Genomic DNA, 25,671 nt, shown 5'->3' with positions numbered 1-25,671 from the left:
CATCCTAAAGATAATTAGCTTTAGGATGAAGTTTTTTATATGCAACTTAGCATGGGATTTATGCAGCTTAGAAGGATATGATTGTCTTAATAAATTTTAAAGAATATACTTAAATTATAGATTATAGATAATTTGAATTTTTTAACTGGTTAAAGAATTTGAATAGAAAGGAAGGCATTAAATGAAGATTATAATAAATGAAGTTGAAGATATTGAAGATGTAGAAATAGTAATTAACTGCAAAACAATAGATGAAAATGTGACAAGAATTATATCTAAACTTAAAGCCTTAGAAGAAAAAATAACAGGGAATAAGGATGGAAAGATATTTATTCTAGATACAAGTGAGATATTTTACTTTGAGTCAGTTGATAAGAAAACCTTTATTTATATGGATAAGGAGGTTTTCCAGACACATTTAAGACTCTATGAATTAGAAGAAAGACTTAAAAATACAGATTTTTTTAGAGCTTCTAAATCTACTATTATAAATCTGCGAAAGGTAAAAAATATAGTCCCTATGTTTGGAGGACGAATAGAGATACTTCTAGATAATGATGAAAAATTAGTAGTTTCAAGACAGTATGTACCTATCTTAAAAAATAAATTAGATTTATAGGAGGAGTATTGTATGAAAGAATTTTTTAAGAACACATTAGAAATAAAGATAATAACATGTATGTTCTTTACGTCTCAGGTTGTTATTTATACTCTTATTGCTCCTTTTTTAGGAGAAAAAAGTATTCATTTAAGTTTAATATGGCAGATGATATTTATATCTATAATTTTAACTCTTCTCCAATATGTTATATATGCATCTAATATATTTATGAAGGTAAAGATTTGGATTAAGATAATTATTCATTATTTGTTGCTTGTTTTTATAGGTTATATATTAGCTATAATCTTTAATTGGTTTGACTTAAGTAGCGGTAATAATTTTACTATTGCATTAAGTATATTTACTGTATGTTTTATTTCCTTTACTGGGTCTATTGCATTATACAATAAGGTTTCAGGAGAAAGATTTAATGAAAAATTGAAACTGTATAAAAGTTCAAAATTTGATGATAAATAGGGGGATAGTAATGAATATAATTGAAACTAACAAATTAACAAAGAGTTATGGAAAAAATCGAGGAATAGTAGATGTGAACTTGCAGGTTAAAGAAGGAGAAATTTTTGGATTTGTAGGTCCAAATGGAGCAGGAAAATCTACTACTATTAGAACTCTTTTAAATTTTAATTTTCCGACTTCAGGGTATGGAACAATTCTTGGAAAGGATATAGTTAAAGAAAGTAGTGAAATAAAAAAGTATATTGGGTATGTACCTAGTGAAGTAAAGTTTTATGATGAATCAAGGGTTAAAGATATTATAAGATATGCTGAGAGTTTTTACGAAAACACTAATAAGGAAGATACTGATGAACTATGTAAAGAACTAGAGGTAGAGTTAGAGAAAAAAATGAGTGAATTGAGTCTTGGAAACAAGAAAAAGGTAGCTATAGTACAAGCACTTATTCATAATCCTAAGCTTTTAATTCTTGATGAACCTACTAATGGACTAGATCCACTTATACAAAAAAAACTTTTCAATATACTAGAAAAACAGAGAGCTAAGGGAACTACAATATTCTTATCTTCTCATAATTTAGTTGAAGTTGAAAATCTATGTGATAGAGTTGCAGTAATAAAAGATGGAAAGATTATTGATGTAATTGAAATAGATAAGCTTGCCAGAAAAACGGGAGTAAAAATTACCTTAAAAGCTGAGGGGATTGATAATAAGAAGGTTGAAGAGTTTAGGGGAGAAGTTATAGAAAATAATAAAGGTGAAATAACTTTTAGTTTTATAGGAGATATTGATAAATTAATTAAAGAAATTGCTAAGTTTAATGTGGAGAAGTTACTTATAGGTGAGCATACTTTAGAGGATACATTTATGGATTATTATAAGAGGGAAGGGGAGAAGTAGGATGAATATATTCAAGTTTGAGTTTAGAAGACTATTAAAATCTGCCATTATTTGGTCTGTGGTATGTGTAGGACTAGTAATAATGTTTATGGCATTATTCCCTAGCATGAAGGATAGTGGAATGCAAGAAATTGTTGCTACAAAATTAGATGCGTTGCCACCTGCACTATTAGAGGCGTTTAATCTTGAAGATGCTGTAGATTTTGGAAACATTTCAGATTATTTAGCCTATGCAATTCAATATATTTCTATGGCAGCTGGAATATATGGAATAATTCTTGGAATATCTGCTTTAGTAAAAGAAGAAAGTGAAGGTACCATTGAGTTTTTATATTCTAAGCCAATTACGAGAAAAAAAATAGTAACTTCAAAATTAATTTCCTCAGCAATTATATTTTACCTATTTATTGTTATAGTTGGAGTTGTAACTATGGGAATTTCTATGGCTGTAAAGCCAGAAGAGGTTGAGACTATGACACTATTAATGGATATAAAAACTTTATTTATAGGAATGGCTTTTCTCGGATATATATTTATGGCCATAGGATTTTTATTATCGGTTATAATAAAATCTAGCAAACAAGGGACATCCATTGCACTAGGAGTATTCTTTACAACTTATATATTTGGAATTATAGGTAAGATGAAAGATGAACTAGAAGGATTTTTATATTTATCACCCTTTGATTATGTAGTTCCAGCTAAGCTGCTAAAGAATGGGTTTGAAGTGAAATATGTACTTTTAGGATTAGGAATAATTGCTATATCTATTGTAACTACTTATGCTATTTATAATAAAAAGGATTTAGCCTAAACTTATATAAATAAATACCTAGCACTTTAATTAAAGAGCTAGGTATTTATTTTCATTTAATATTTAGTTCTTCTTTGCTTCATGATAACTAAACCTACTCCTAAGAAAGCTACTGAAAAAGCTAACATTATTAACATTTCAAATAGGAGTGGAGTTAGAGTATCCATATTAAATGTTGATAGGGCATTAAGTTTATCATTTACATTTATAAACCAATATACTGGATTAAATATAGCAGTACTTTTTACTGTTTCGCTGAGAAGTTGCTGAGGAACAAAGGCACCTCCTAAGAAGCAACAAACTAAAGACACAAGGTTAGAAATTGGACCTATGGAATTTTTAGTGGATATATTGCTAATTAAGAAGCTAAGGCATAAACAAGTTATTGTAAATATTAGAGAGTTTATACCATGTAACACTCCACTAAAAGAAAACATGTCTTTAGGATACATTACTATTGCTAGTGCCATGAATATAGTCCAAGTAGATAATGCTAAAACCATATCTCCTAAAAATATCTGCATGTTGAAGTTATAGGAATTAATAGGTGAGCATAAATTTCTCCTTTTTAAGTCTGGAGAATTGAAAATATTTGATACTATAGATATTCCAAGTATTAACATACATAGCATAGGATAAGCTAAATAGTTAAAGTAATAGGTAACGCTACTTTTAGTATCTTCTTTATTATCCTTTGCTAAAGTAACTTCTGTATCTATAGATAAATCTTTATTTACTAGATCACTTATTTTTTGAAAGTCTAAGTTCTTAGTATTATCAATGTAAACTTTGGTTGTGTTAAGATAATTATTTATCATTGATTTTATAAAAATACTACTGGAAGAGTTAGGTATACTTTGAGTTTCTAAAGTATAGGAATTATCTTTAAGAAAACTATCTTCAAATCCTTTAGGGATGGTGATTACAATTTCTGCTTCTCTAAAAAATAATGCATCTCTTATTCCTTCATCGGTAGTTTTAATTTTTACCAATTTAGAATTTTCTTCAATGTATGCTTCTAAATTATTTGAAAGAGGGGAATTATCATTATTTAAAACAGCTACTTTACATTTTTCAGTTTCAAAAGAGGTTGAATCTGTAGAATTCCCAACATTACTAAAAATAATTGTCATAAATATAAATATAGCCATATAAAGCAATAAAGAGGAAAAGGCACTTTTTTTTACTATTCTAAAATACTGTTTAAATACTTGCATACTTTTGCCTCCTTAAAACTAGATAAGTAACTATTGAGAATATAACTCCATACAAGGATAGAAGACCTAGATTAAGAAAATATCTATCATAGGTACTATAATAGTATAATGAATAAAATCCGTCAGTAATTAAGTTAACAGGATTTATATAGGATAAGATAGGAAATTTATCTTGAATGAAGTATTTAATCTGAATTGCCATCATTCCAGACAAAAAAGAGCATACCATTGTAAATGCCAGTAAAATTCCTTCTTTTACGCTAGCTTTTTTATTAATTAAAGAACTTACCATGGCACCCAAAGTTATTCCATTAAAACAGCCTACAAAGCAAAGTAAAATTACATAACCTATGGAGTTACCAAAGTCTATTTTTAAAACTTGAGAAATATATAGTATAACTATTAGCACTGTTGAAAAATAAAATAATAAAGTAGCACTTATTGCAGCTAAAAAGGTTTTTATTTTATTCACAGGAGCTATATTAATTCTTGCTGCTCTTTGAGATTGATTTCCTTGGATATTTATAACATCAGTACAACCAGGGGTTGAAGCTAGAATGCAAGTCATAGCTAAAAGGGTATAAAAATAAATTACAACAACGTTTGTAGAACTATTCAATTCTTTATCTTTAGTGTAGTTATTATAAAGAGCAATATTATTCATAAAATCTTCATTCATAATACTTGGGTTTATGGATACTAAATTTGATATAGTGGAATACTTTTGACTATAACTATCTACAAAGGTTTTTATTATGGACTCGTTAATACCAGACTTTGCAACGGTTATTTCAATATTATTTACAAAGGTTATATACCCTGAAATTTTACCTTTAGAAAGCAATTCTTTCGCACTATTCTCATCAGTATTTTCTATATTAAATAAATCACTTTCCTTCATAGCTGTAGAAAAGCTTTCAGGTATATTGCTATTACTTACAAGAGCAATATTAACATTCTCAAACTCTTCACCGGTGAGTATATTTGAAAAGGCTAAATTGAAAATTGTAGCTAATGCAATTGGAAATAATAAGGTCCAAAAGACACTTAATTTATCTCTAAAACGACATTTAAGTTGATACTTAAAAATATGCCAAAACATTCTATATTCCTCCTTTAATCTCTAAGCTCTTTACCTGTAATTTCCAAGAATACATCATTTAAGGTAGGTTGCTCTGAGTAAATTTTCCCATAACTTATTTTATTATCTCCAATATAACTAACAATGTCGCCAAGAGAACTATGTCCACTTTTTGTTCTAATGTTTAGTAAATTATTTTTATAGGCTACTGATATAACATTAGGGAGAATATTTATATTTTTTATATGATTTTCATTTAAATTAAAGGCCTCAATAGTTATTTTCTCACCTAAATCAATAATTGACTTTAGTTCTTCCTTTGTGCCCTTAGCAATGACTTTTCCCTTGTCCATAATAGCGATTGAAGTACAAAGCTGTTCAATTTCTTCCATGTAGTGCGAGGTATATATAATTGTGGCGCCTTCAGCATTTAATTTTTTTATTCCCTCTAAAATGTGATTTCTACTTTGAGGGTCAACAGCTACCGTTGGCTCGTCTAAAATGATTAGTTTTGGATTATGAGCTATACCACAAGCAATGTTTAATCTTCTAAGAAGTCCTCCACTTAATTTTTTAGGAATAAATTTTTTGTAATCTGAAAGACCAACAAAATCAATAGCCCTCTCCACAAGTACTTTTCGTTCCTTCTTATTGGTTACATATAATCCACAGAAATAATCAATGTTTTCATACACTGTTAATTCATCAAAGACGGCTACATTCTGCATGACGATTCCAATATCTTTTTTTACTTTATAAGTTGTTGGAGTCATTTCCTCTCCTAGGATTTCAATAGTCCCTTTATCATATTTAAGTAGAGATAGCATACAGTTTATAGTAGTAGTTTTACCAGAACCATTTGGACCCAAAAGACCAAATATTTCACCTTTTTTAATGTCCAAATTTAAGTGATCTAAAGCAATTAGTTCACCATATCTTTTTACTAGGTTTTCTATTTTTACAATCATAGTTAATACTCCTTACTTTATTTAGTTTATACTTATAGTTTATTAGAGAATCTCTTTGTAGGTAAGTGCTATTTGTCATGAATATTACATTACATTTGTCACATTAAGAAATTTGTATATGTTATTATAGATATATAAAGTGAGGGAGTATAGATGAATAATATATTAAATAAAATTATTTTGTTTATAGGTTCGGCATTATTACTTATAGAAAATTATAGTATAGAAAAATCAATCTTACCCATTTTAGTTACAGTGGCAATAACTTGTTTTCTAGAATATTTTAGCCAGGATAAATTGAATGTAATAGTATTAATAATATATAGTATCCTTTGCATTTTATATCCTGAATTTCTTATGGGCATTCCTATAATATTTTATGATACTATTTTTTCAAAGTATAAATATATATGCATCTTAACTTTAATTCCGTACCTTATGAATATACATAAATATTCACATATTATTAGTATAATGATTATTGGACTTCTTAGTACGTCAGCAATATTAAAGTTTAATACTGTGAAATATGAAAAATTGCATGATAAATTTATAAAACAAAGAGATGATTTAACTGAGATATCTATAGTATTGGAAGAGAAGGTAAAGGAATTACAATATAAACAAGATTTTGAAGTGAATTTTGCAACATTAAAGGAGAGAAATCGTATTTCAAGAGAAATTCACGATAATGTAGGACACCTTTTAACTAGCTCTATATTGCAAATCGGTGCTATTATGGCAATTACTAAAGAGAAGCAAACAAAAAGGCTTCTAGAGGACATTAAATCTACCTTGGACCAAGGTATGGATTCTATTAGAAGTAGTGTTCATAATTTACATGAAGATTCTATTGACTTATATGTACAACTTTCAAAGCTTATAAATGAATTTAAGTTTTGTAAGGCTACTTTAAATTATGAGTTTTCTTCTAATCCAGATGTTAAGATTAAATATGCTATTATTGCTATTGTAAAAGAGGCACTATCTAATATAATAAAACATTCAAATGCAACCACAGTAACTGTAAGTTTATATGAACATCCAAAATTATATCAAGTAATTATTTTAGATGATGGAAGTAAAAAGAAGGCAAGTATGGATGGTGGAATGGGATTACAAAGCATTGAAAAGAGAGTAAATAGCTTAAATGGTATTGTGAATTTTGATAATTCAAAAGGGTTTAAAATATTTATTTCTATTATGAAGGAGGGGAAACTATGAGAATAATTATTATAGATGATGATAAGCTTATAGCAGCATCATTAAAGACAATCATAGAGACATCAAGTGATATAAAAGTTATATCTCTTGGATATAGTGGTGAAGAAGCTATAGAGCTGTATAATAAGTATACTCCAGATATATTACTTATGGATATTCGTATGGGGGAAATATCAGGTCTAGAGGCTGCAAAGAAAATTTTAAAATCTCATAATGAGGGGAGAATATTATTTTTAACCACTTTTGAGGATGATGAATATATTATAACTGCATTAAAAGTTGGTGCTAAGGGATATATTTTAAAACAACATTTTGAAAGCATAGTACCTGCTTTAAAAGCAGTAGAACTTGGACAAAGTGTTTTTGGACAAGAAGTTATATCTAAAATTCCTACCATGTTAAATAGTACTGAAAATAAAAAAGATATATCAAAGTATGATTTAATTGATAGAGACATTGAAATAATCACTTTAGTTTCCAAAGGGCTTTCTAATAAAGAAATATCAGCAAAATTATTTTTGAGTGAAGGTACAATAAGAAACTATATAAGTAGTATTTTAGAAAAATTAAATCTTAGAGATAGAACACAACTTGCAATATTTTATTTTAACAATATAAAGTAAAGCATTTTTGTATTTAACTTTTGTATGTTGTAGAAAGAAAAAAGAAAAAATAATAAGAAAGTGAATATAAGAATAATAACTGTGTATATGCTTATACTATAATCATAAAAATGTACACAGGAGGTTTATTATGAAAAAAATAGCGCTTTTAATTGCAACAATAGCATTAACCACAGGACTTGTAGGATGTACTAATAATGACACTGCAGGTAATAAAGGAAATACGGGTAGTGAAGTTGCTCAAAATCAAACTGAAAATGGAACAGCAAATAGTGAGAATACAACCTTAGACGGGAATGGAACTAATGATAGTGGAGTTTTAGGCATTAATGACAAGAATAGTAATGACAATACACTCTTCGGTATTGATTTAACCAACAATAATTATTCTAATGGTATATATCGTGGTTCATATATAGATGAGGACGAATTAACAGTTGAATTTACTTTAGCTAATAATCAAATTAAGGATATTAAATTTATAGCATTATCTAATAATGATGATAATTATTTAAAAGATAGTAATTTCAAGAATGTGAAAAATCATTACGAAGCTTTGATAAACTATTTAAAGGATAAAGATATAAGACAAAGCCTTAATGATTTATATAACCCTTCTTCTATAGTTAAGGATATGGATCAAAAAGTTGAAGTAGGTAAGGTGACATCAGCTATACATGATGCTTTAAATAGAGGTGTATATTCTACTACTAATGGTACTAATAAATAATATATATTAGATTGGTAATAAAAAGGGACTGTCTCAAAATGAATTACTAAACTTTACATTAAGGTTTAGCTTATTTTGAGATAGTTTTTTAGTTTAATGATATTAAAATGCTATTTATACAAAAATAGAGTAACATTGAAATTCTATATACATATAATATACTAATAGAATAAAATTAAGGATAAAAAATTATTCGAAAATTACAGATGATATTAAATATATAATCGAAGGAAGTACTGTAATTAAAACAAAATATATTAGTGTATGAGGTGTAATATATGGATACAATTGAGAGAGAATTAAGAGATATGGCAGATGAAAGTTTTAATCCAACACCAAAAGATATGGATTCAATACCAGAGGAAGGTCAAGATTTTGAAATGCCTACAAAATATGAAGCTCAAGAAGATAAAGGTCCAAAAGGTGAAGCTACAAAGTGTGGAATAGGGCCAATTCTAATACCATGTACTTGTCCGCAAGATTTTGGACAAGTGGGGGTAATAGATGCTACAACTGCAGGTAGAATAGTAAAGTTTTCTATTAAAGTTAAAAATCTTTGCAGAAATAAAGAATATATAGTTGGTGTAGTATTATATAAGTGGGTTTGTGTTTGGCCTTGTAAATGGGTTAAAGTTCCTATTGCAGAAAATTTTAAAATTGCTAAGTATACAGGATGCGAAAATTGTGGAACAGACACGGTTTATTTCCAATTAGCTATTAAAGAACCTTTATGCTCTGGACAATATATAGGTATTGATATTATTGATAATTATATAGGCGCTTGTAACTTACAATTTTAAAATACGGTGAAGTAGCTTTAAATTGAAAAAGGCACTAAGATATACATCCTAGCGCTTGGATTATAAATATTGTACAAAAACTCCTTAGAATATAATTTTCTAAGGAGTTTTTTATTAAGCTATTACGGTTTTAGTAGTCTCTTCTTTTCCATCCTTTTTCCAAGTACTATTTAATAAATAAAAAGATGTTACTGCAGAAATTAAATCTGAAGCAGGATATGCAATCCATGCACCTATGGTACCAAAAATATTTACAAAAACTATAGCTAAAGGAATGAATACTATTAGTTGTCTAAATAAAGATAATCTAAATCCTTTTTTAGCTTCATCAATTGCTTGATAGTAGTATATACCTATATAATATAAACCAACTAAAGGAAGTAGTAATATACATATTCTAAGGGCCTTAACAGCCTCAGGTAATAACTTTGCATCAGTTAAAAACAAGCCTATCATTTTTGGAGCAAAATACATAATAAATACTCCAAATATTAAAGAGATTATTGTTACAGTTTTTATAGATGCTTTAACTGTATTTTTAACTCTATCAAAGTTTCTTGCACCAAAGTTAAAGGCTACAATTGGTTGCATAGCAGAACTTATACCAATTATTGCAATAAACATAAACATAGATATTTTAGTAATAACACCTACTATTATTATAGCTTCATTGCCACCTCTAGAAATTAATAAGTTATTTAAAACTACAGAAACTATTGCATCTGATATTTCAATAACAAAGGTTGAAAATCCCACAGCAATTAATCCTTTAATTAATGTAATATCTATATTTGGTAGAATATTATTTATTGAAAGTTTAATTTTAAAGTGTTTAGTTACATCTTTAAACTTGTATAGAACAAAAATTAAGCCTACAAATTGAGAAGCTACAGTAGCAATAGCTGCACCAGCTATACCTATATTTAAATGAGCTACTAATATGTAGTCAACTACAATATTTAGAAGTGCACCGATACTGTTAGCATAAAGACCTATTTTAGAGTTTCCTAAAGCTGTCATTACTTGAGAGCATACTATAGTTAATCCTTGAAATATTGCTCCTATAAAAATTATAGATATATAATCATTAGTTAGCCCAAAAGTAACGTCACTTGCACCAAGTTTATATAATAATCCACCTTTAAATAAGAATAAAAGTAGAGGGATTATTGTTAAAGATACTATGGTAACAGATATTGAATTAATTATTGTAGATTTAATCTTTTCAGGTTGTTTTTCACCGGAATATCTTGAAACATAGGTTGAAGCTCCTACACCAATTAAGAAAGCGATTGCTATAAGAAAGCGTTGAATTGGAAACGCAACTGTTAAGGCACCGATAGCATTAGGACCAATATATCTACCAACAAAAACTGTGTCTACCATGTTATAGAGTTCTGCTACTAGCAAAGAAAAAATTGCAGGTATGGCAAATTTAAATAATACTCTGTATGTCCTTCCATCCGAAAATATTTTAGGGTTAATTCCCATTAGTTTCACCTCATTTATTTGAAAATTCTGCATATTTTTCTTGAGTTTATTTTATAAAAAGTTCTCTTTGTTTTTTATAGAAAAATACGTTTTGTCTTCATGTTTAATTTAATATTAAAATATTTTATCTTATATTAATATTATAGTTGAAAACAATTAAATAAACATTCACTTAAGTGTCCATCAAAAAGTACTATTCTGCCCAAATAGTCATTGGTTAAAAATAGGAAAAAGCACAAAAGCACCTTAATTAGGATGCTTTTGTACTTAAAATCAATATATTTTATACATAACATAATATATTTTAACTGAAAGTATACCTATATTCATATAAATTGAGGTAAAATTAATTAATCTTAATAGGCTTCTGAACTTCATTAATTATAACTAATGTAGCTCCATAGGTTTTTAGGGTAACTAAAATATTTATAACTGTACTCTTCTTAAAGTATTTAAATCTAATATTAGGATAAGAAGCTTTATGAAGAATACCATTTTCATCTTTGTTAAGTCTAGTTGGTCTCCCCATATCAATCCAATAGTTATAGGATGAACCAATCTTTTCATTTATTTCATAGGTAGTTACATTAATATCTGAATGAATATTAGTTATATTAAGAGAAAGTTTTTTCGAAGTCGCATTTTTTATACCTCTAAGCTTTGAAAAACTTGCCATAGAAATTAAATCATTGATTTTATCATGATAAGTATAAAGTAAAATCTCATATTGATTGTTAGTTTTGGTAACTACATATCCATCACCTTTAGCTACTAATGTATTACCTAATTTATTTAAAAGTGAATAGGCATAAAAGGCAGGTTTTTTTATTCCCTTATCATTTATAAGACCAGGATAACCAAAGAATAGTTCATTGGTTATATTTACTTGCTTATCAAGGACGTCAAAGGCTCTTATAAAGCTTAAATCTCCCTTATGATTTACTACATTATCAATAATAAATGGAATCATATAGGCTGTATCATATATATTATTTACTTCATTATTTATCATAAAAGGTTCTTCTTCAAAAGCTAATTTATTGTAAATCAATATTTCTTCAATTGAAGTCCTTAAAGTTTCAGGAAAGGTAGAGGAAAATTCAAATCTAAAATTTTTGTAATTAAGAGTTTCTATTGCACTGAAATATTCCATGAAGGATAGAAGAATATTTTTAAAGTCTTCATGTATATCTATAGAATTTTTAAGGGGTAATATATTTTTAGAGGCAACTTCATAGCTTTCATCATTAATGTCATTTATATGTTCTTCATATGTGCTATCCATATCTAAAACAATTATAGGCACTATATCTAAAAGTTCTATAAACTCTAGTACGTCCTTTGCTCTATTCCAGTTATGAAATTTAGAGCCAGGGAAAATAGCCATATCAGTACTAAATAAATTTAGGATCCGTCCATATTCAAAATCCATTTCCCTTTGAAGTTCTTCTAGTGTATCTTTATTGTCTTCAATTAAAAGGTCAAAGGCATCACCAATGGTTATAATTCTATTAAAATTCTTATCAAATTCACCTATACAATTTTCCATATTAATATTTAACTGGTGAATTTTGTCCTCATAGTTAAACCTATCGTAGTCCTCCAGATAATATATTACCTCATCTAGACTTTCTTCTAAAGGATGAGTTATATATTTAGTCAACTTTTCTAGGACTTCAGGAGTAGATTTGTATTTTTTCCTAAATTGTAAAGGCGTAAGCTTATAATGAAGTTTAAAGTGCTTATTAAAGTATCTAGTATGAGAAAAACCAATTTCCTCAGAGATTTCAGATAGTGTCATATCTGTATCCAAAATTAATTTTATAGATTCTTCAACTCTAATAAGATTTAGAAAATCAGTAAAGGAATATCCTGTAGCATATTTTATTTCTCTTGATAAATAATGAGTACTTAGATATTCATTACTTGATATATCTTTAAGAGTTATATTGTTTTGATAATTATTATAAATATATTTCGATATACTATGATATCTTTGAAGTTGATCTTTATTTTCTTTAAGCTCTTGTTTTTCATGAATTAAATAGTTGAAGTTATTTATAAGATGATAAAGAAGTTTTACAAGAATATCTTCAATTTCTTCATCATAATTATCTTGTTTTTGCACTGTTTCACAAAGCACTTGACAAAGAAATACTCTTAAATCTTCATACTCTTCACCTAATTGCGAAGCCTTACTAGAAGAGTTGGTATAAAAAAACATATTCTCAATATCGTTATAGTACTTTTGAAAAAAGTAGGGATCTATTTGAAATATGAGTACTTTATTGTCAGGATCATCACTTTCAATGCTATGAACTTCATCTATATTTATAATTTCAATTTGATTTTCACTTATTACATATTTTTCAGTATTTATATATAGATTGATTGTGCCTTTTATAACATAAAGAATTTCGATGCAATAATGCCAATGGAGTGGATAGTTTTTAATGGTATTAAAAGAAATAGATATAGGCATATTTGCAGAATAGTTAATGTATTGTCTATGCATTATAAACTCTCCTTGTCAGTTTCTTCAGTATTAATAGTATTATAGCATTAATTAGAAAAAACATGCTAGGAGAATAAAAGGGAGAAAGGGGAAAACCTCAAGAAACTATTTTTCTTGAGGTTTTTGGATTTATTATGAACTTGCATAGATAATTTTTACCTAAGCAATATTTTAAGGCTCTATAACATTTCTATAAAAGCTGCCATTCTAGTGTTAAGTTGTCCAATGTCAGCAGTAGAGTAATCTGTTTCTATACTGATGTAAGGTATTTTTTTAGTGTTATTAACAAATCTTTTAATTTGCAATGTTTCTACGCTATAAGTATGACAAGCTTGAAGTACTACATCCACAACTGCATCAACTTTATATCCATCTATCATTCTATTAAGTAGCTCTGTACGGTTAGGATTAGGTGTCATACAAGAACATCCAATATTTAAATATTTACGAGCAATAGCATCATAGATATCAGGATTATTTTCATCTACTAATTCATCGATAGCTTTAGCACCAGTACAGTTTTCAAAAGCCACGACATGAGCTCCATTATCTTCTATTGCTTTTATAACTTTTTCTGTAGCTCCACCAATAGGACATCCAGTTATAAGAATACGAGGTTTCTTTTCATATTTTTTTTCTACTTCATATTCACCTTTAATTTTCTCACTTAGGGCATATATTTCTTTTGGCACCTCTGCTTTATCAAATTTAAATGTAGTACCATAAAGAACTTTAAACATATCTTGTCCTAATATCGCGGGTGGATCAAGTTGTCCAAGACTGTAGAATGCTTTAAGAGCTTTTCTTTCTTCATTTTTTAATTTAATAGCCTTTTTAATATCTTCATCACTTATAGTAGTTTCAAATTGTTTTTCTAAAACTTCCTTAAATTTTATTACTTCTTTCTTCCAAAGCTTTAAACCTTCTTCACTTTGAGAGTTTGGTAGTTCCATAACATGAACAGGCTTAAACTCACTTAAATATTCATACATTTTTTTCTTTCCATCACAAGTAGTTTCACCTACAACTAAATCAGAAAAATAAAAGAATGGACATTTATCTGTTTTAGCAAATCCATAACTTGATTTGATAAGTGGACATAGATTACGCGGTAATTCTTTTTCAGCTTCTGCAATTGTCTCATCAGACATAGAACAAAGAGATACAACACTTGCACCCATGGCAAGAGGTAATTCCTGTGGCATATAAGTACAAAATACTCCTACTAAAGGTATATTTTCATCTTTAAGTTTTTTGGCTGCAATAAAGGAGTTTCTCCTAGCCTCTGCAAAGTCTTCAAATATTTCAGGTAGTTCTTTTCTTATTTTCATTTTAATTCTCCTATCATTTTACGTGGTATTGAAAAATAATCTATCTAATAAGATTATACATAGAAATTATGTAATATTATGAATTATAGTGTTATTTTATACATTTACATCTATCTATAGAATGTTATAATACTACATTGATAAAAATAGTGATAAAATTATATTATATATAGTAGTTTAAGTAGTAAAAATTATTATTAATTTATTAGGATTTATAGGAGGTAAGGAAAATGAAATACAGTTTTGATGAAAAAGTGGACAGGGTAGGCAGTAACTGTTTAAAGTGGGACTTAATAAATCGAACATACAATGATAGTGAAATTATACCTCTATGGGTAGCAGATATGGATTTTAAAGTGCCAGAAGAAATAGGAGATGCTATAAGAAAAAGGTTAGAACATCCTATTTTTGGATATTCCCTTACACCACCATCATACTATAAAGCTGCTATAAATTGGTTTGATAAAAGATTTCAATGGAAAGTTGAAAAGGGATGGATGAAGTTTGCTCCGGGAGTTGTACCAGGTCTTAAAACTATAGTTGCTGCTTACACAAAACCAGGAGATGAAATTATAATTCAAACGCCGGTATATCATCCTTTTTATAGTATTATAAAAAATAATGGGTGTCAGGTTGTAGAAAATCCCTTAACTTGTAAAGATGGTAGGTATGAAATGGACTTTGATAACTTAGAAAAGATAATTACTAAAAAAACTAAGTTGATAATTCTTTGTAGTCCTCATAATCCAGTAGGAAGAGTATGGACTGTAGAAGAATTAAAAAGGGTTGGAGAAATATGTATAAAGAATAATGTACTAGTGGTAGTAGATGAAATTCATGCAGATATAGTTTATAAACCTAATATACATACAGTATTTGCATCTATCAATGAAGAATTTGCTAATAATTCTATAATATGCACAGCACCAAATAAAACCTTTAATATTGCAGGGTTTAAAACTGCAAATATAATTATTAAAAATGAAAAATTAAGAAATCAATATATACTTCAAATGGAAAAAGACTGTATAGAAGGAGCAACTACTTTAGGTGCAGTAGCACAAGAAGCAGCATACACTAGAGGAGAAGAATGGTATCAAGAACTTATGGAATATTTAGCGGGAAATATAGACTTTACATTAGAATTCTTTGATAAAAGAATTCCTAAAATTAAGATTAGAAAACCAGAAGGAACCTATTTATTGTGGCTTGATTGCTCAGGATTAAATATGAAGCCAGAAGAATTAAGTAATTTCTTCCTTAAAAAATGTAAAGTATGGTTAAATGATGGTGGCATGTTTGGACATGATGGAGCCATGTTCCAAAGAATGAATATAGGAACTAGTAGAGTTGTTCTTCAAGAAGCTTTAGAAAGAATAGAAAGAGAAGTAAATAAATTATAGGTTTATAATAGGAGGTTGCCTAAAAAATTAGGCAACCTCTTAAATAGTTACTTTAAATTATAATTTTCAATAAGTTTTAGAGTTAGTTTTAAAGCATCTTCTCCATTTACCCATATATCAGGTTTGATACCTTCACCTTCCTTAAAGAAATTTTCATCATATAGCCTTAACCAGTTTCCATAGGAAAATTCAATATGGGAATTGGGAAGATAACCCAGTTCTACATTAGAACTTTCAAGAGTACCATGAGTATTAGTACCTACTACTACAATATTTTCAAAATCCTTTAGATGCTCTACAAAGAATTCAGCAGCTGAGGAGGTTTTTTTATCTGTAAGAACAAAGATAGTATTTAAATTTTTATTAAGCTCTTTTTTAGATTTAGGTATATGTTCATAATAATAAGCATGAATTTTTTTAAGTTGTAAAATTTTTAGGTCCTTATGAAAGGTGTTAAAATCGTAGTAGGACAGGGCATCATTAGATCTTCCATAAAGAAGTAGAAAAAGACCCTTCCCTTGAGATGAAACTCCAAAATATTCATTTATCCAGTTTAAAGCGGTCAATATATCGCCACCATTATTACCACGTAAATCTAATATACTTACAGGAGAATCCTTTACTTTAGAAGCAGTATTAATGAAATCTATTCCTTCTAAACCTATATTATAGGGAACTTCTCTGGAAGATATTATAGGAACATCATCTATAGTTGTGTAGTTTAAAGATGAAATAGACTCATCTGAAAGAGTATTTGATAATTTCAGTTCAATATCTTTAGTATATTCTGATTCACCTCTATAAAAAACAACATTTATGTTCCTTGAAGCTTGTCCAGAACATTTTTCTAAAACACCTAAATTGTATAATAGCTTACCTTCAGTATTTATTGAAAGATATAAATAATTTTCGATGTTTTCATCTTTATTTATAGATTTAATGTAGTAAAAAACACCTCCATATTCTACATAATACCCTATTCTGTTTTTGAAAATTCCTAGAGTTGAATTTGTATAATATCTGGAGGTATTTTCTAAGTCAAAGCCATTGTTACCTATATAAAAATGTCTATCAGGTATAAAAGCAAGATTATCTTTTAAGGTTTTTGTTAGTTCAGCTACATTAATTACATCATTATCACCAATAAAACTTAAAACTGATTCTTTAGCCTGTGAAAACAATTTATCACTACCATAATAATTATATGGTGCGTAGCTAGATTTTAAAGCCTTAAAATATAGTTCTACATCATAAATAGCTTCTTTTCTGGTTATAGCAGTAGGAGATATTACGTGAGGTGTTAAAAATAGTAGAGTGTGCTCTTTAGCAGTTAGTATATCTTCATTTGGAATTTCGGATATAAATTCTCTAATATTTAGTTTAGATATGGGAATATTTAAATTTTTATGATTTATATTTTCTAAAGCTTTTTCAAAGGAAATATCTTTTTTATAATAAGGCAAATAAATTAAAATTAAACCTAAAATTATAATAAAAAGAATTTTAAAAATTTTTTTCAAATTAAAATCCACCTCCCTATAATTCTATTAAATAAGGTTATTATACCATAAAATGTAAAAATATAAAGACCTTATGAATAAAAATGAAACAAATTAATAATTGACGGCCTTTTAGTTATACTATGTTTTGGTTATAATGTTATTAATAAGAATCGGAAAAGTATTTCAACTAGTTTTAGCATAGATAAATCTTAATTCTACATTAATGCAAATATATAATATAAAAAATAAATTTGGGAGTGATAAAGTGGCAAAGATTATTATAATAGAGGATACCGAAACTATTAGGCAGGAGCTTGCAACATTTTTAAATAGATATGGATATGAGGTCATAGCCCCTACTAATTTTGAAAATATAATATCTATTATTGAAAAAGAAGAGCCCAATCTCATACTCTTAGATATAAACTTACCTGTATTTGATGGATTCTACATTTGTAGAGAAGTGAGGAAAACTTCTCAAGTACCTATAATTGTGGTTACAAGTAGAGATAGTGATATGGATGAGCTAATGAGTATGAATTTAGGAGCAGATGACTTTATAACTAAGCCTTATAATACACAAATACTTTTAGCAAGGGTAAATTCAGTACTAAAGAGAGTAAATCAAGGGAATGAAGGGAATCAAGAAGTATTAGTGTATAATGATTTAAAGTTAAACCTATCTAATGGAACCATAAACTGTGGAGATAATGCTTTAGAAATCACTAAAAACGAATTAAAAGTTCTTTATTACCTTATAAAGAATAAAGGAAATATTGTATCTAGGGAGGATCTAATGGATTATCTATGGAAGTCTAATTTGTTTGTAGATGATAACACTTTGTCAGTAAATGTGACAAGACTTAGAAAAAAATTAGAGGAAATTGGAATTAAGGATATTATAGAAACAAGAAGGGGACTTGGATATATAATGCCATAAATATATAAATATTTATGTAGAGAACTATTTATACATAAAACTATTTAAATATAGAAAAATAAAACTATTTAAATAGTTGTTCTGTTTATGCGGGTTTGAAGGAGTTTTCTACTATAAATAGTAGAGAGGAATAGATAAAATGAAAGTTAGGGATTATCTTAAATCAAGAATTGGCTTTTTAATAATTAATGGAGTCCTATTTATGATTTTTGTATCTATTTTAATATTTTTAAATGTAGGGAGTGGACTAATATTTTTATCTTTCATATTATGGTTTACTCCATTAAGTACATATTTAACCCTTGAAGTTATTAAACATAAGAAATTTTTAGACAATATTACAGGAACTATAGATAACTTGGATAAAAAGTATTTGCTTCCAGAGGTTATGGAAAAGCCTAATTTTTTAGAAGGTGAAATAGTTTATCAAGTTCTTAAGGAATGTAATAAAAATATGCATGAAAATGTAAAAAAGTATGAATGTACCCAAAAAGAATATAGAGAATACATAGAAATGTGGGTTCATGAAGTAAAGACTCCTATTGCTTCTGCTAGACTTATTATAGATAATAACGAAAGTACGGTAACAAATAAAATTGGACATGAATTGAAGAAGGTAGAAGATTTCATAGAACAAGTCCTTTATTACTCAAAGAGCAACGATGTAAGTAAAGACTATATTATAAGAGAATTTAATTTAGAAGAAGCTGTTATGGAGATTTTAAGAAAGAATTCTAGAGATTTCATAAATAAAAAAATATCCTTAGAGATAGGAGAGATGGGAGGTAAAATTTTCAGTGATATAAAATGGGTGGAATTTATTTTAAATCAAGTTTTAGGAAACGCCATAAAGTACTCTAAGGAATCAAATGGAATAATAAAAATACATTCAACTTCTACAGAAAATAAAATAACTTTAACTATAGAAGATAATGGTGTTGGAATTTCAGAAAGAGACATTTTTAGGGTTTTTGAAAAAGGTTTTACTGGGGAAAATGGAAGAAAGTTTGGTAAATCCACAGGAATGGGATTATATCTGTGTAAAAAACTTTGTAATAGACTTGGATTGGGGATAAGTATTGAGTCAAAGTTAGAATATGGAACTAAGGTGTATATAAATTTTCCCCTAGGAAGATTTACTAGTTTCTAATAATAGCTAAAATAAACTGATTGGATAAAAATTAATCTCAATCAGTTTTTTTGTGGTAAACAGAGTTCTTTGCTTCAGAGGAAGTTTTTACTCCTACTGAAGCTTACTAACAAAATTCTAAGTATCAGTATTTTCGATACTTAGAATTCGTTGTCCTTTATGGGAAATCGTTATCCAGGGACGTAGCAGATCTTTACTATCACTTTGAAGAAGATGGGAGTATTAGAGCTGGTAGTCATCGGATAAACATTTGATTACAATGTACTTATACCTAGGGCTTCAATAGTTTCATAAACTGGACTACTCCTAAGTTTATAGATTAACTTTTAGACTTTCATTATTATCTTACGAAAATGAAAGATTAATGACATGAAATTAAATACAACATACTTTTAGAAAAATATATAATAAGCTCATAAAGTTAAGGCAAAACTTAAAATGTATTTTAGGAGGATGAATTATGGAAAATGTCTTAAAGGTTGTAAATATAGAAAAATATTATGGTGGAAAGGGAAATGTGACTAAAGCTATTGATAATATAAGTTTTGAGGTAGATAAGGGGGAGTTCCTTGGAATAATGGGACCTTCTGGAAGTGGTAAAACTACACTTTTAAATTGTATATCTACCATTGACACAGTGACTACAGGAAATATTATTATAAATAATAAAGATATAACTAGTCTTAAGAATAATGATATTGAAAAGTTTAGAAGAGATGAGCTTGGGTTTATATTTCAAGATTTTAATCTTTTAGATACATTAACTGCTTGTGAAAATATTGCATTGGCACTTACTATACAAGATGTAAAACCTAAAAGTATAGATGGAAGAATTAAAGCAGTAGCAAACAAATTAGGGATAAGTGAAATTTTAAATAAATATCCTTATGAAATGTCTGGTGGTCAAAAACAAAGGGTTGCTTCAGCTAGAGCTATCGTTACTAATCCATCACTAATTTTAGCTGATGAACCAACAGGAGCATTAGATTCTAAGTCCTCTAGATTATTACTAGACTCCTTTGAGAAATTAAACGAAGAACTAGAAGCTACTATACTTATGGTCACACATGATGCGTTTACAGCTAGTTATGCTCATAGGATTTTATTTATAAAAGATGGAAAAGTATTTAATGAACTAATTAGAGGAAATGATAGTAGAAAAGAATTCTTCAATAGAATTATTGAGGTAGTGACATTACTTGGAGGTGACAGTGGAGATGTATTCTAAAATTGCATTAAATAATGTAAAGAAAAGTTTTAAAGACTATACCATATATTTTTTAACTTTAACCTTTGCCGTTTGTATATTTTATAGCTTTAACTCTATAGAATCACAAAAGGCAATGTTTGAAATAAGTAAGAAGGAAGCTAGTTTTATAGATATGTTAACTACAGTTATTTCTTGGGTATCTGTATTTGTGTCAGTAATTTTGGGTGGACTCATTGTTTATGCAAATAACTTTATGATAAAACGAAGAAAAAAAGAACTTGGTGTATATATGACATTGGGTATGAGTAAAAGAAAAATCTCAAGTATTTTAGTGTCTGAATCTTTTTTCATAGGCCTTATGTCTTTAGTAGCAGGGTTAATCTTTGGTATAGTTTTATCACAAGGATTATCTCTTTTTACAGCGAAGTTATTTCAGGTAGGCATGAGTGAATACAAATTTGTATTTTCGCAAAATGCTGCTGTAAAGACTATAGCTTATTTTGGAATAATGTTTTTACTTATAATGATATTTAATACCTTTGTAATTTCAAAATACAAACTTATAGATATGATAAATGCTAGTAAGAAAAGTGAAAATATAAAGATTAAAAATCCTATAGTATCAATTATTATTTTTATTTTAGGAGTAGGAATACTTATAACTGCTTATAAGTTTATAATAGAAGTAGGATTAAACATAACTGATTCTAGATTTACTATTTCGATAATACTGGGGATTCTAGGAACTATATTATTTTATTATGGATTAGCTGGATTTATATTGTATGTAATCAAGAATAGTAAAAATATATATCTTAAAAAACTAAATATATTTGTTACTAGACAGATAAGTAGTAAAATTAACACAAATTTTGTATCTATAACAGTTATATGTTTAATGCTCTTTATAACTATTTCTATATTATCTACGGGATTGAGTTTTAAAAATTCTTTAGAAAGTAGTCTTAAGGATACAGTACCTTTTGATGTCTCAGCTAGAATTATAAATTTTGAAGGTTCGGAAAACAAAACTATAGAACAGGCCATTAAAGAATTAGGGTTCAATTTCACAGATAAAGAAAAGTATGTAGTATTACAAGAGTATAGACTAGAAGAAAGTTATGGTGATATATTAAAAGGATACGGTAAAGAAGATAAATTTCTTGATAACGATTATAGTAACATGTCAGCTCTAAAAATAAGTGATTATAATAAACTAAGAGAGTTAAATGGACAAAGTTCCATAGACTTAAAAGAAGATGAAGTATTAATAACCTCTAACTTTAGTAAATTAGTGCCTTTAGTTAAAAGCTATATGAAGGAAAACAAAGTAATTAAAATAAATAATATAAACTATAACATAAAAAATCAAGAGCTTATTACAGAAGCTTATGAAAGCACAGGCTTTGCTAATAATTTCTTTACAGTAATACTTCCAGATAAAGCTTTAGAAAACCTTAAGCCCTATGACTCTATATTAAATTGTAACTTTGTAGGTGAAGATAGAGAAAAACGAGAATCAGAAATAGGAGAAATATTCAAAAACAGCAGAGATGAAAATGCTTCGGGTAAAGACTTTATAATATTAGGTGATACTAAGACTGGCATATATAGTATGACAAAAGGAGCTACTACAACAATTTTATATATAGGTATATATATAGGGATTGTATTCTTAATTTCTAGTGCAGCAGTCCTTGCTCTTCAACAGTTATCAGAAGCTAGTGAGAGCATTGATAGATATAAAGCTCTAAGAAGGATTGGAGCTTCAAGAAAGATGATAAATAAAACCATATTTATTCAAACTTTAATATACTTTGCAATGCCATTAGTATTAGCTATAATTCACTCCATAGTTGGAATTAGTGTAGCTAATGAATTTATATCTCTTTACGGCAATGCAGAGATAGGGGCTTCAGCCACTATAACAGCACTACTGATAATAGCTATATATGGAGGCTATTTCTACGCCACCTATATAGGCTATAAGAATGTAACTAACACTCCAAATCTATGATTTGGCTAAGTGTTAGTTACTCCAGGGAATGAAATGAGTCGGAGTTTCATTATTCCCACTCCAAATCTATGATTTGGCTAAGTGTTAGTTACTCCAGGGAATGAAATGAATATATTTTTTAGTAATAAAGGTAGCCGTAAAGCTACCTTTATATTTACATATAAGGTTATATTACATAACTACTATCAATTTTTAGATGAGAGTTTATAAACTACATCACACATATTAGCAACTTCTGGAGAGTGGGTAACTAAAATTATGCATTTGCCATGATCATGTGCCAATTTTTGAAATATTTTTATAATACTATTTTCTGTTTCACCATCAAGATTTCCCGTTGGTTCATCTGCTAAGATTACTGCAGGATCATAGGATAATGCTCGTGCAATAGCAACACGTTGTTGTTCACCACCGGATAACTTTAATATTCTACGATTAGCTGTAGTTTCATCCAATCCTACACTATTTAATAGTTCTAAGGCTTTTTCTTTTTTATTTGATATTTTTTTACCTGATATGTCCATTGAAAGAATAACATTTTCAATGGCTGTTAAGTGAGTTAAGAGATTGAAACTTTGAAAAACAACTCCAATAAAATTACTTCTATATTTACAAGAATTGAGTTTGCTTATATCTTTTCCATCAAATAAAATGGAACCTTGTGTTGGTTTGGCAAGTCCAGATAATAAGGAGAGAAGGGTTGTTTTACCGGCGCCAGATTTTCCTACAATAGAATAAACTTTATTATCTTTAAATTCATAATTCATGTGACTTATAATTTCATGTTGCTTATTGTCATAAGAATAACATAAATCTTTTAGTATAAAAGAACTCATAATAACGGCCCCCTTTAAGTACGATTACTTAAGATTTTTAATGGTTCATATCTAAGAATAGATATTACTGCTGTTGCACTTGATATCAAGGCAAGTAAAATACCTAGTCCTAATAGTTGGAATAAAACAACAACATCTATACTTGCTGTAATATCTTTAACATAATTAATTTTTGTTTTACTATTAGACGGCCTTGACATGCTACCTTTACTACTGTCCATTCTACCTTGAAATTCACCACCGAAGTTTTCTTTAGTTGTTTGGTTAGATGTTTCTACAGAAGCAATTTGATTTTCTAACAACTTATCTGCGATTGGAACAGAAATAGTAGCACCAATACAAATGCTTATTACTATGGAGATAAATGTAATTATAAATGCTTCAGATATAAATTGAGTTGCAATTTTTACTTTATTCATACCAATAGCAGCTAATACCCCAATTTCATATTTTCTTTCTCTTGCAGCAAATAGGTTGAAAATAATTAGTATAGCTGCACCTATTATTAAAACAACTAAAAGAAAATACACTGAATAATTGCTTAAGTTATTTAGTGGTATTAGGCTTTGTTCGTAGGAATCAACATCTTGTGATGAAATTGTATAGATTGTATCATCTAAACCAAGAGCAACAACGTCTGTTTCAAAAGCCTTATAGTTTTCAATATTAGAGAACACGTATGTACCACTTTCCTGACCACGTAAAGCTGTAGAGATTTCTATTCCTGATGTTTCATCAGTCTCAACTGTTGCATTTGATTTAGATTTATCAACAATTGAGTTTAAGGCATTGAAACTTACATAAATTTGATTTGCAGGATCAGATGAAGCATTAAAACCCATCATGTTTCCTTGTTGAGAGGTAGAAGATTCACTATTGTTATATATACCGCAAACTGTCATTGCTACATTTTCTTCCTCATTATTTGGATTTACTAATGTGATACTATCTCCAATCTTCAATTCATTAAGAATGGCTAATTCATCACTAACAATGCATTGTGGTTCCGTTGTCTCTGAATCAAACACAGTTCCATCTGTAATTTTTTTTGTACCATTCTTAAATGATGTCATTGCATCGTGGGAACTGTATCCAATAATAGTGAAATCTCCCTGACTCCCCATTTTACCAAATCCCTTATTACCATTTGCGTTATTCACTGGCATTCCATTTGAATTAATAGAATCTTCTTCATTTGTAGTAGAGGTATCTACGGGTGATAAAGTGATATCGCCGTTAAGAGAAGAGGTAATAGTATAGTAAAAATCATTTACAAATTTAGATTGTGCATAAATTTGCATTTCCTCTAATGATAAATTTTGTGAACCTTGTAATGTTTTTAATTTATCATTAGAGGATTCAGCATTTTTCATTAGTGATTGTCGGTCTACGGATATTTGTGCAGTAATTTCCAATGAATCAAGAGAGGCCTCCCTTGAAGTTTCTGCACTTTGTCTAATACTAAGGGCAATACAAGCGGAAACAGAAATAATTATTGTTATAATTGTAATTAAAATATTTCTAACTTTTGCTCTTGTAATACTTTTTAAGGCATTTTTAAAGATGTACATAAAATCTTCCTTTCTAACAGAGATTAAATTTTCTAAGTGGTTACCTGTGAGATTAATTATGAAATACTTACCTTAAAATAATCTTAAAAATGTAATATATAAATAAAATTTCTACACTCTAATAGTTTAATTATATATTAGAATATAGAAACATTATTATAACGAAAATATTAAAAAGTTTATTCCAATTTTAGCTTCACTCTATTCTTGAAAAATTATTAGCTAGTAAAGATTTTAACTAATATAAAATTTATTTATATTTAAATGATATT

The 25,671-nt window shown here is 28.1% G+C and carries 22 protein-coding genes; 13 read left to right on the top strand and 9 right to left on the bottom strand.

Features of this window, described 5'->3' with window-relative positions:
• The first annotated feature begins 181 nt into the window (after positions 1–181).
• Genes B2694_RS09880 through B2694_RS09865 form a run of 4 tightly spaced genes read left to right on the top strand, consistent with a single transcriptional unit; the run spans position 182 to position 2,790 of the window.
• The gene (locus B2694_RS09880) at positions 182–619 is read left to right on the top strand and encodes a LytTR family DNA-binding domain-containing protein (protein WP_346885587.1); all 438 of its coding nucleotides are present in this window, start codon (positions 182–184) and stop codon (positions 617–619) included.
• 12 nt (positions 620–631) lie between these two features.
• Complete coding sequence (locus B2694_RS09875; protein WP_346885586.1) at positions 632–1,078, top strand: hypothetical protein; 447 nt, start codon at positions 632–634, stop codon at positions 1,076–1,078.
• A 10-nt stretch (positions 1,079–1,088) separates the two neighbouring features.
• A complete protein-coding gene (locus B2694_RS09870; RefSeq protein ID WP_346885585.1) occupies positions 1,089–1,976 on the top strand; it encodes an ABC transporter ATP-binding protein in 888 nt (295 codons plus the stop codon).
• Between the two features lies 1 nt (position 1,977).
• Positions 1,978–2,790 (top strand): ABC transporter permease subunit, encoded by an 813-nt coding sequence (locus B2694_RS09865; RefSeq protein WP_346885584.1) that lies wholly within the window; start codon positions 1,978–1,980, stop codon positions 2,788–2,790.
• 56 nt (positions 2,791–2,846) lie between these two features.
• Here B2694_RS09865 and B2694_RS09860 read toward each other — a convergent pair whose 3' ends face one another.
• From B2694_RS09860 to B2694_RS09850, 3 genes are read right to left on the bottom strand one after another with little or no spacing between them, the layout of a single operon-like run.
• The gene (locus B2694_RS09860) at positions 2,847–4,007 is read right to left on the bottom strand and encodes an ABC transporter permease (protein ID WP_346885583.1); all 1,161 of its coding nucleotides are present in this window, start codon (positions 4,005–4,007) and stop codon (positions 2,847–2,849) included.
• Positions 3,994–5,109, bottom strand: a complete 1,116-nt coding sequence (locus B2694_RS09855) for an ABC transporter permease (RefSeq protein ID WP_346885582.1) — start codon at positions 5,107–5,109, stop codon at positions 3,994–3,996. Before B2694_RS09855 ends, B2694_RS09860 begins: the two co-directional genes overlap by 14 nt.
• Before the next feature lie 14 nt (positions 5,110–5,123).
• The gene (locus B2694_RS09850; RefSeq protein ID WP_346885581.1) at positions 5,124–6,056 is read right to left on the bottom strand and encodes an ABC transporter ATP-binding protein; all 933 of its coding nucleotides are present in this window, start codon (positions 6,054–6,056) and stop codon (positions 5,124–5,126) included.
• A 153-nt stretch (positions 6,057–6,209) separates the two neighbouring features.
• On the opposite strand from B2694_RS09850, the gene B2694_RS09845 reads away from it, so the two are divergent.
• The 4 genes from B2694_RS09845 (at position 6,210) to B2694_RS09830 (ending at position 9,433) form a co-directional block, all read left to right on the top strand.
• Positions 6,210–7,280, top strand: a complete 1,071-nt coding sequence (locus B2694_RS09845; protein WP_346885580.1) for a sensor histidine kinase — start codon at positions 6,210–6,212, stop codon at positions 7,278–7,280.
• Entirely contained in the window at positions 7,277–7,903 is a 627-nt protein-coding gene (locus B2694_RS09840; RefSeq protein WP_346885579.1) for a response regulator transcription factor, read from the top strand. Before B2694_RS09845 ends, B2694_RS09840 begins: the two co-directional genes overlap by 4 nt.
• A 130-nt stretch (positions 7,904–8,033) precedes the next feature.
• Positions 8,034–8,633: a hypothetical protein gene (locus B2694_RS09835; protein ID WP_346885578.1), complete on the top strand. Its 600-nt coding sequence runs from the start codon at positions 8,034–8,036 to the stop codon at positions 8,631–8,633.
• A gap of 278 nt (positions 8,634–8,911) precedes the next feature.
• A complete protein-coding gene (locus B2694_RS09830) occupies positions 8,912–9,433 on the top strand; it encodes a hypothetical protein (protein WP_346885577.1) in 522 nt (173 codons plus the stop codon).
• Between the two features lie 114 nt (positions 9,434–9,547).
• On the opposite strand, the gene B2694_RS09825 is transcribed toward B2694_RS09830, so the two are convergent.
• From B2694_RS09825 to B2694_RS09815, 3 genes are all read right to left on the bottom strand, one after another.
• Positions 9,548–10,924 (bottom strand): MATE family efflux transporter, encoded by a 1,377-nt coding sequence (locus B2694_RS09825; RefSeq protein WP_346885576.1) that lies wholly within the window; start codon positions 10,922–10,924, stop codon positions 9,548–9,550.
• Between the two features lie 346 nt (positions 10,925–11,270).
• Positions 11,271–13,439 carry a helix-turn-helix domain-containing protein gene (locus tag B2694_RS09820; protein ID WP_346885575.1) on the bottom strand — a complete coding sequence of 723 codons (2,169 nt, stop codon included), beginning with the start codon at positions 13,437–13,439 and terminating at the stop codon, positions 11,271–11,273.
• Between the two features lie 179 nt (positions 13,440–13,618).
• The gene (locus tag B2694_RS09815) at positions 13,619–14,770 is read right to left on the bottom strand and encodes a double-cubane-cluster-containing anaerobic reductase (RefSeq protein WP_346885574.1); all 1,152 of its coding nucleotides are present in this window, start codon (positions 14,768–14,770) and stop codon (positions 13,619–13,621) included.
• A gap of 230 nt (positions 14,771–15,000) precedes the next feature.
• Here B2694_RS09815 and B2694_RS09810 point away from each other — a divergent pair, with 230 nt between their 5' ends.
• Complete coding sequence (locus B2694_RS09810) at positions 15,001–16,173, top strand: MalY/PatB family protein (RefSeq protein WP_346885573.1); 1,173 nt, start codon at positions 15,001–15,003, stop codon at positions 16,171–16,173.
• A 47-nt stretch (positions 16,174–16,220) separates the two neighbouring features.
• On the opposite strand, the gene B2694_RS09805 is transcribed toward B2694_RS09810, so the two are convergent.
• Positions 16,221–17,693, bottom strand: a complete 1,473-nt coding sequence (locus tag B2694_RS09805) for a S41 family peptidase (protein ID WP_346885572.1) — start codon at positions 17,691–17,693, stop codon at positions 16,221–16,223.
• Positions 17,694–17,940: 247 nt separating this feature from the next.
• Here B2694_RS09805 and B2694_RS09800 point away from each other — a divergent pair, with 247 nt between their 5' ends.
• The 4 genes from B2694_RS09800 to B2694_RS09785 all read left to right on the top strand — a co-directional run bounded on the left by B2694_RS09800 (position 17,941) and on the right by B2694_RS09785 (position 22,992).
• On the top strand, positions 17,941–18,615 hold the full coding sequence (locus B2694_RS09800) for a response regulator transcription factor (RefSeq protein ID WP_346885571.1): 675 nt from the start codon (positions 17,941–17,943) through the stop codon (positions 18,613–18,615).
• 139 nt (positions 18,616–18,754) lie between these two features.
• Entirely contained in the window at positions 18,755–19,765 is a 1,011-nt protein-coding gene (locus B2694_RS09795) for a sensor histidine kinase (protein ID WP_346885570.1), read from the top strand.
• Positions 19,766–20,225: 460 nt separating this feature from the next.
• Complete coding sequence (locus tag B2694_RS09790) at positions 20,226–20,993, top strand: ABC transporter ATP-binding protein (protein ID WP_346885569.1); 768 nt, start codon at positions 20,226–20,228, stop codon at positions 20,991–20,993.
• Positions 20,983–22,992 (top strand): ABC transporter permease, encoded by a 2,010-nt coding sequence (locus B2694_RS09785; RefSeq protein ID WP_346885696.1) that lies wholly within the window; start codon positions 20,983–20,985, stop codon positions 22,990–22,992. Before B2694_RS09790 ends, B2694_RS09785 begins: the two co-directional genes overlap by 11 nt.
• 185 nt (positions 22,993–23,177) lie before the next feature.
• Here the strand turns inward: B2694_RS09785 and B2694_RS09780 are convergent, their stop codons facing one another.
• Positions 23,178–23,828, bottom strand: a complete 651-nt coding sequence (locus B2694_RS09780) for an ABC transporter ATP-binding protein (protein WP_346885568.1) — start codon at positions 23,826–23,828, stop codon at positions 23,178–23,180.
• A 14-nt stretch (positions 23,829–23,842) separates the two neighbouring features.
• Positions 23,843–25,399 (bottom strand): ABC transporter permease, encoded by a 1,557-nt coding sequence (locus B2694_RS09775; RefSeq protein ID WP_346885567.1) that lies wholly within the window; start codon positions 25,397–25,399, stop codon positions 23,843–23,845.
• Between the last annotated feature and the right edge of the window lie 272 nt (positions 25,400–25,671).

Origin of the sequence: Clostridium sp. UBA4395 (assembly GCF_002390995.1) — a bacterium.
In the GTDB taxonomy this organism is placed as follows: Bacteria; Bacillota; Clostridia; order Clostridiales; family Clostridiaceae; genus Clostridium_J; species Clostridium_J sulfidigenes.
The sequence above is the reverse complement of the archived record's forward strand: the minus strand, read 5'-3'. Positions and strand labels throughout refer to the sequence as shown.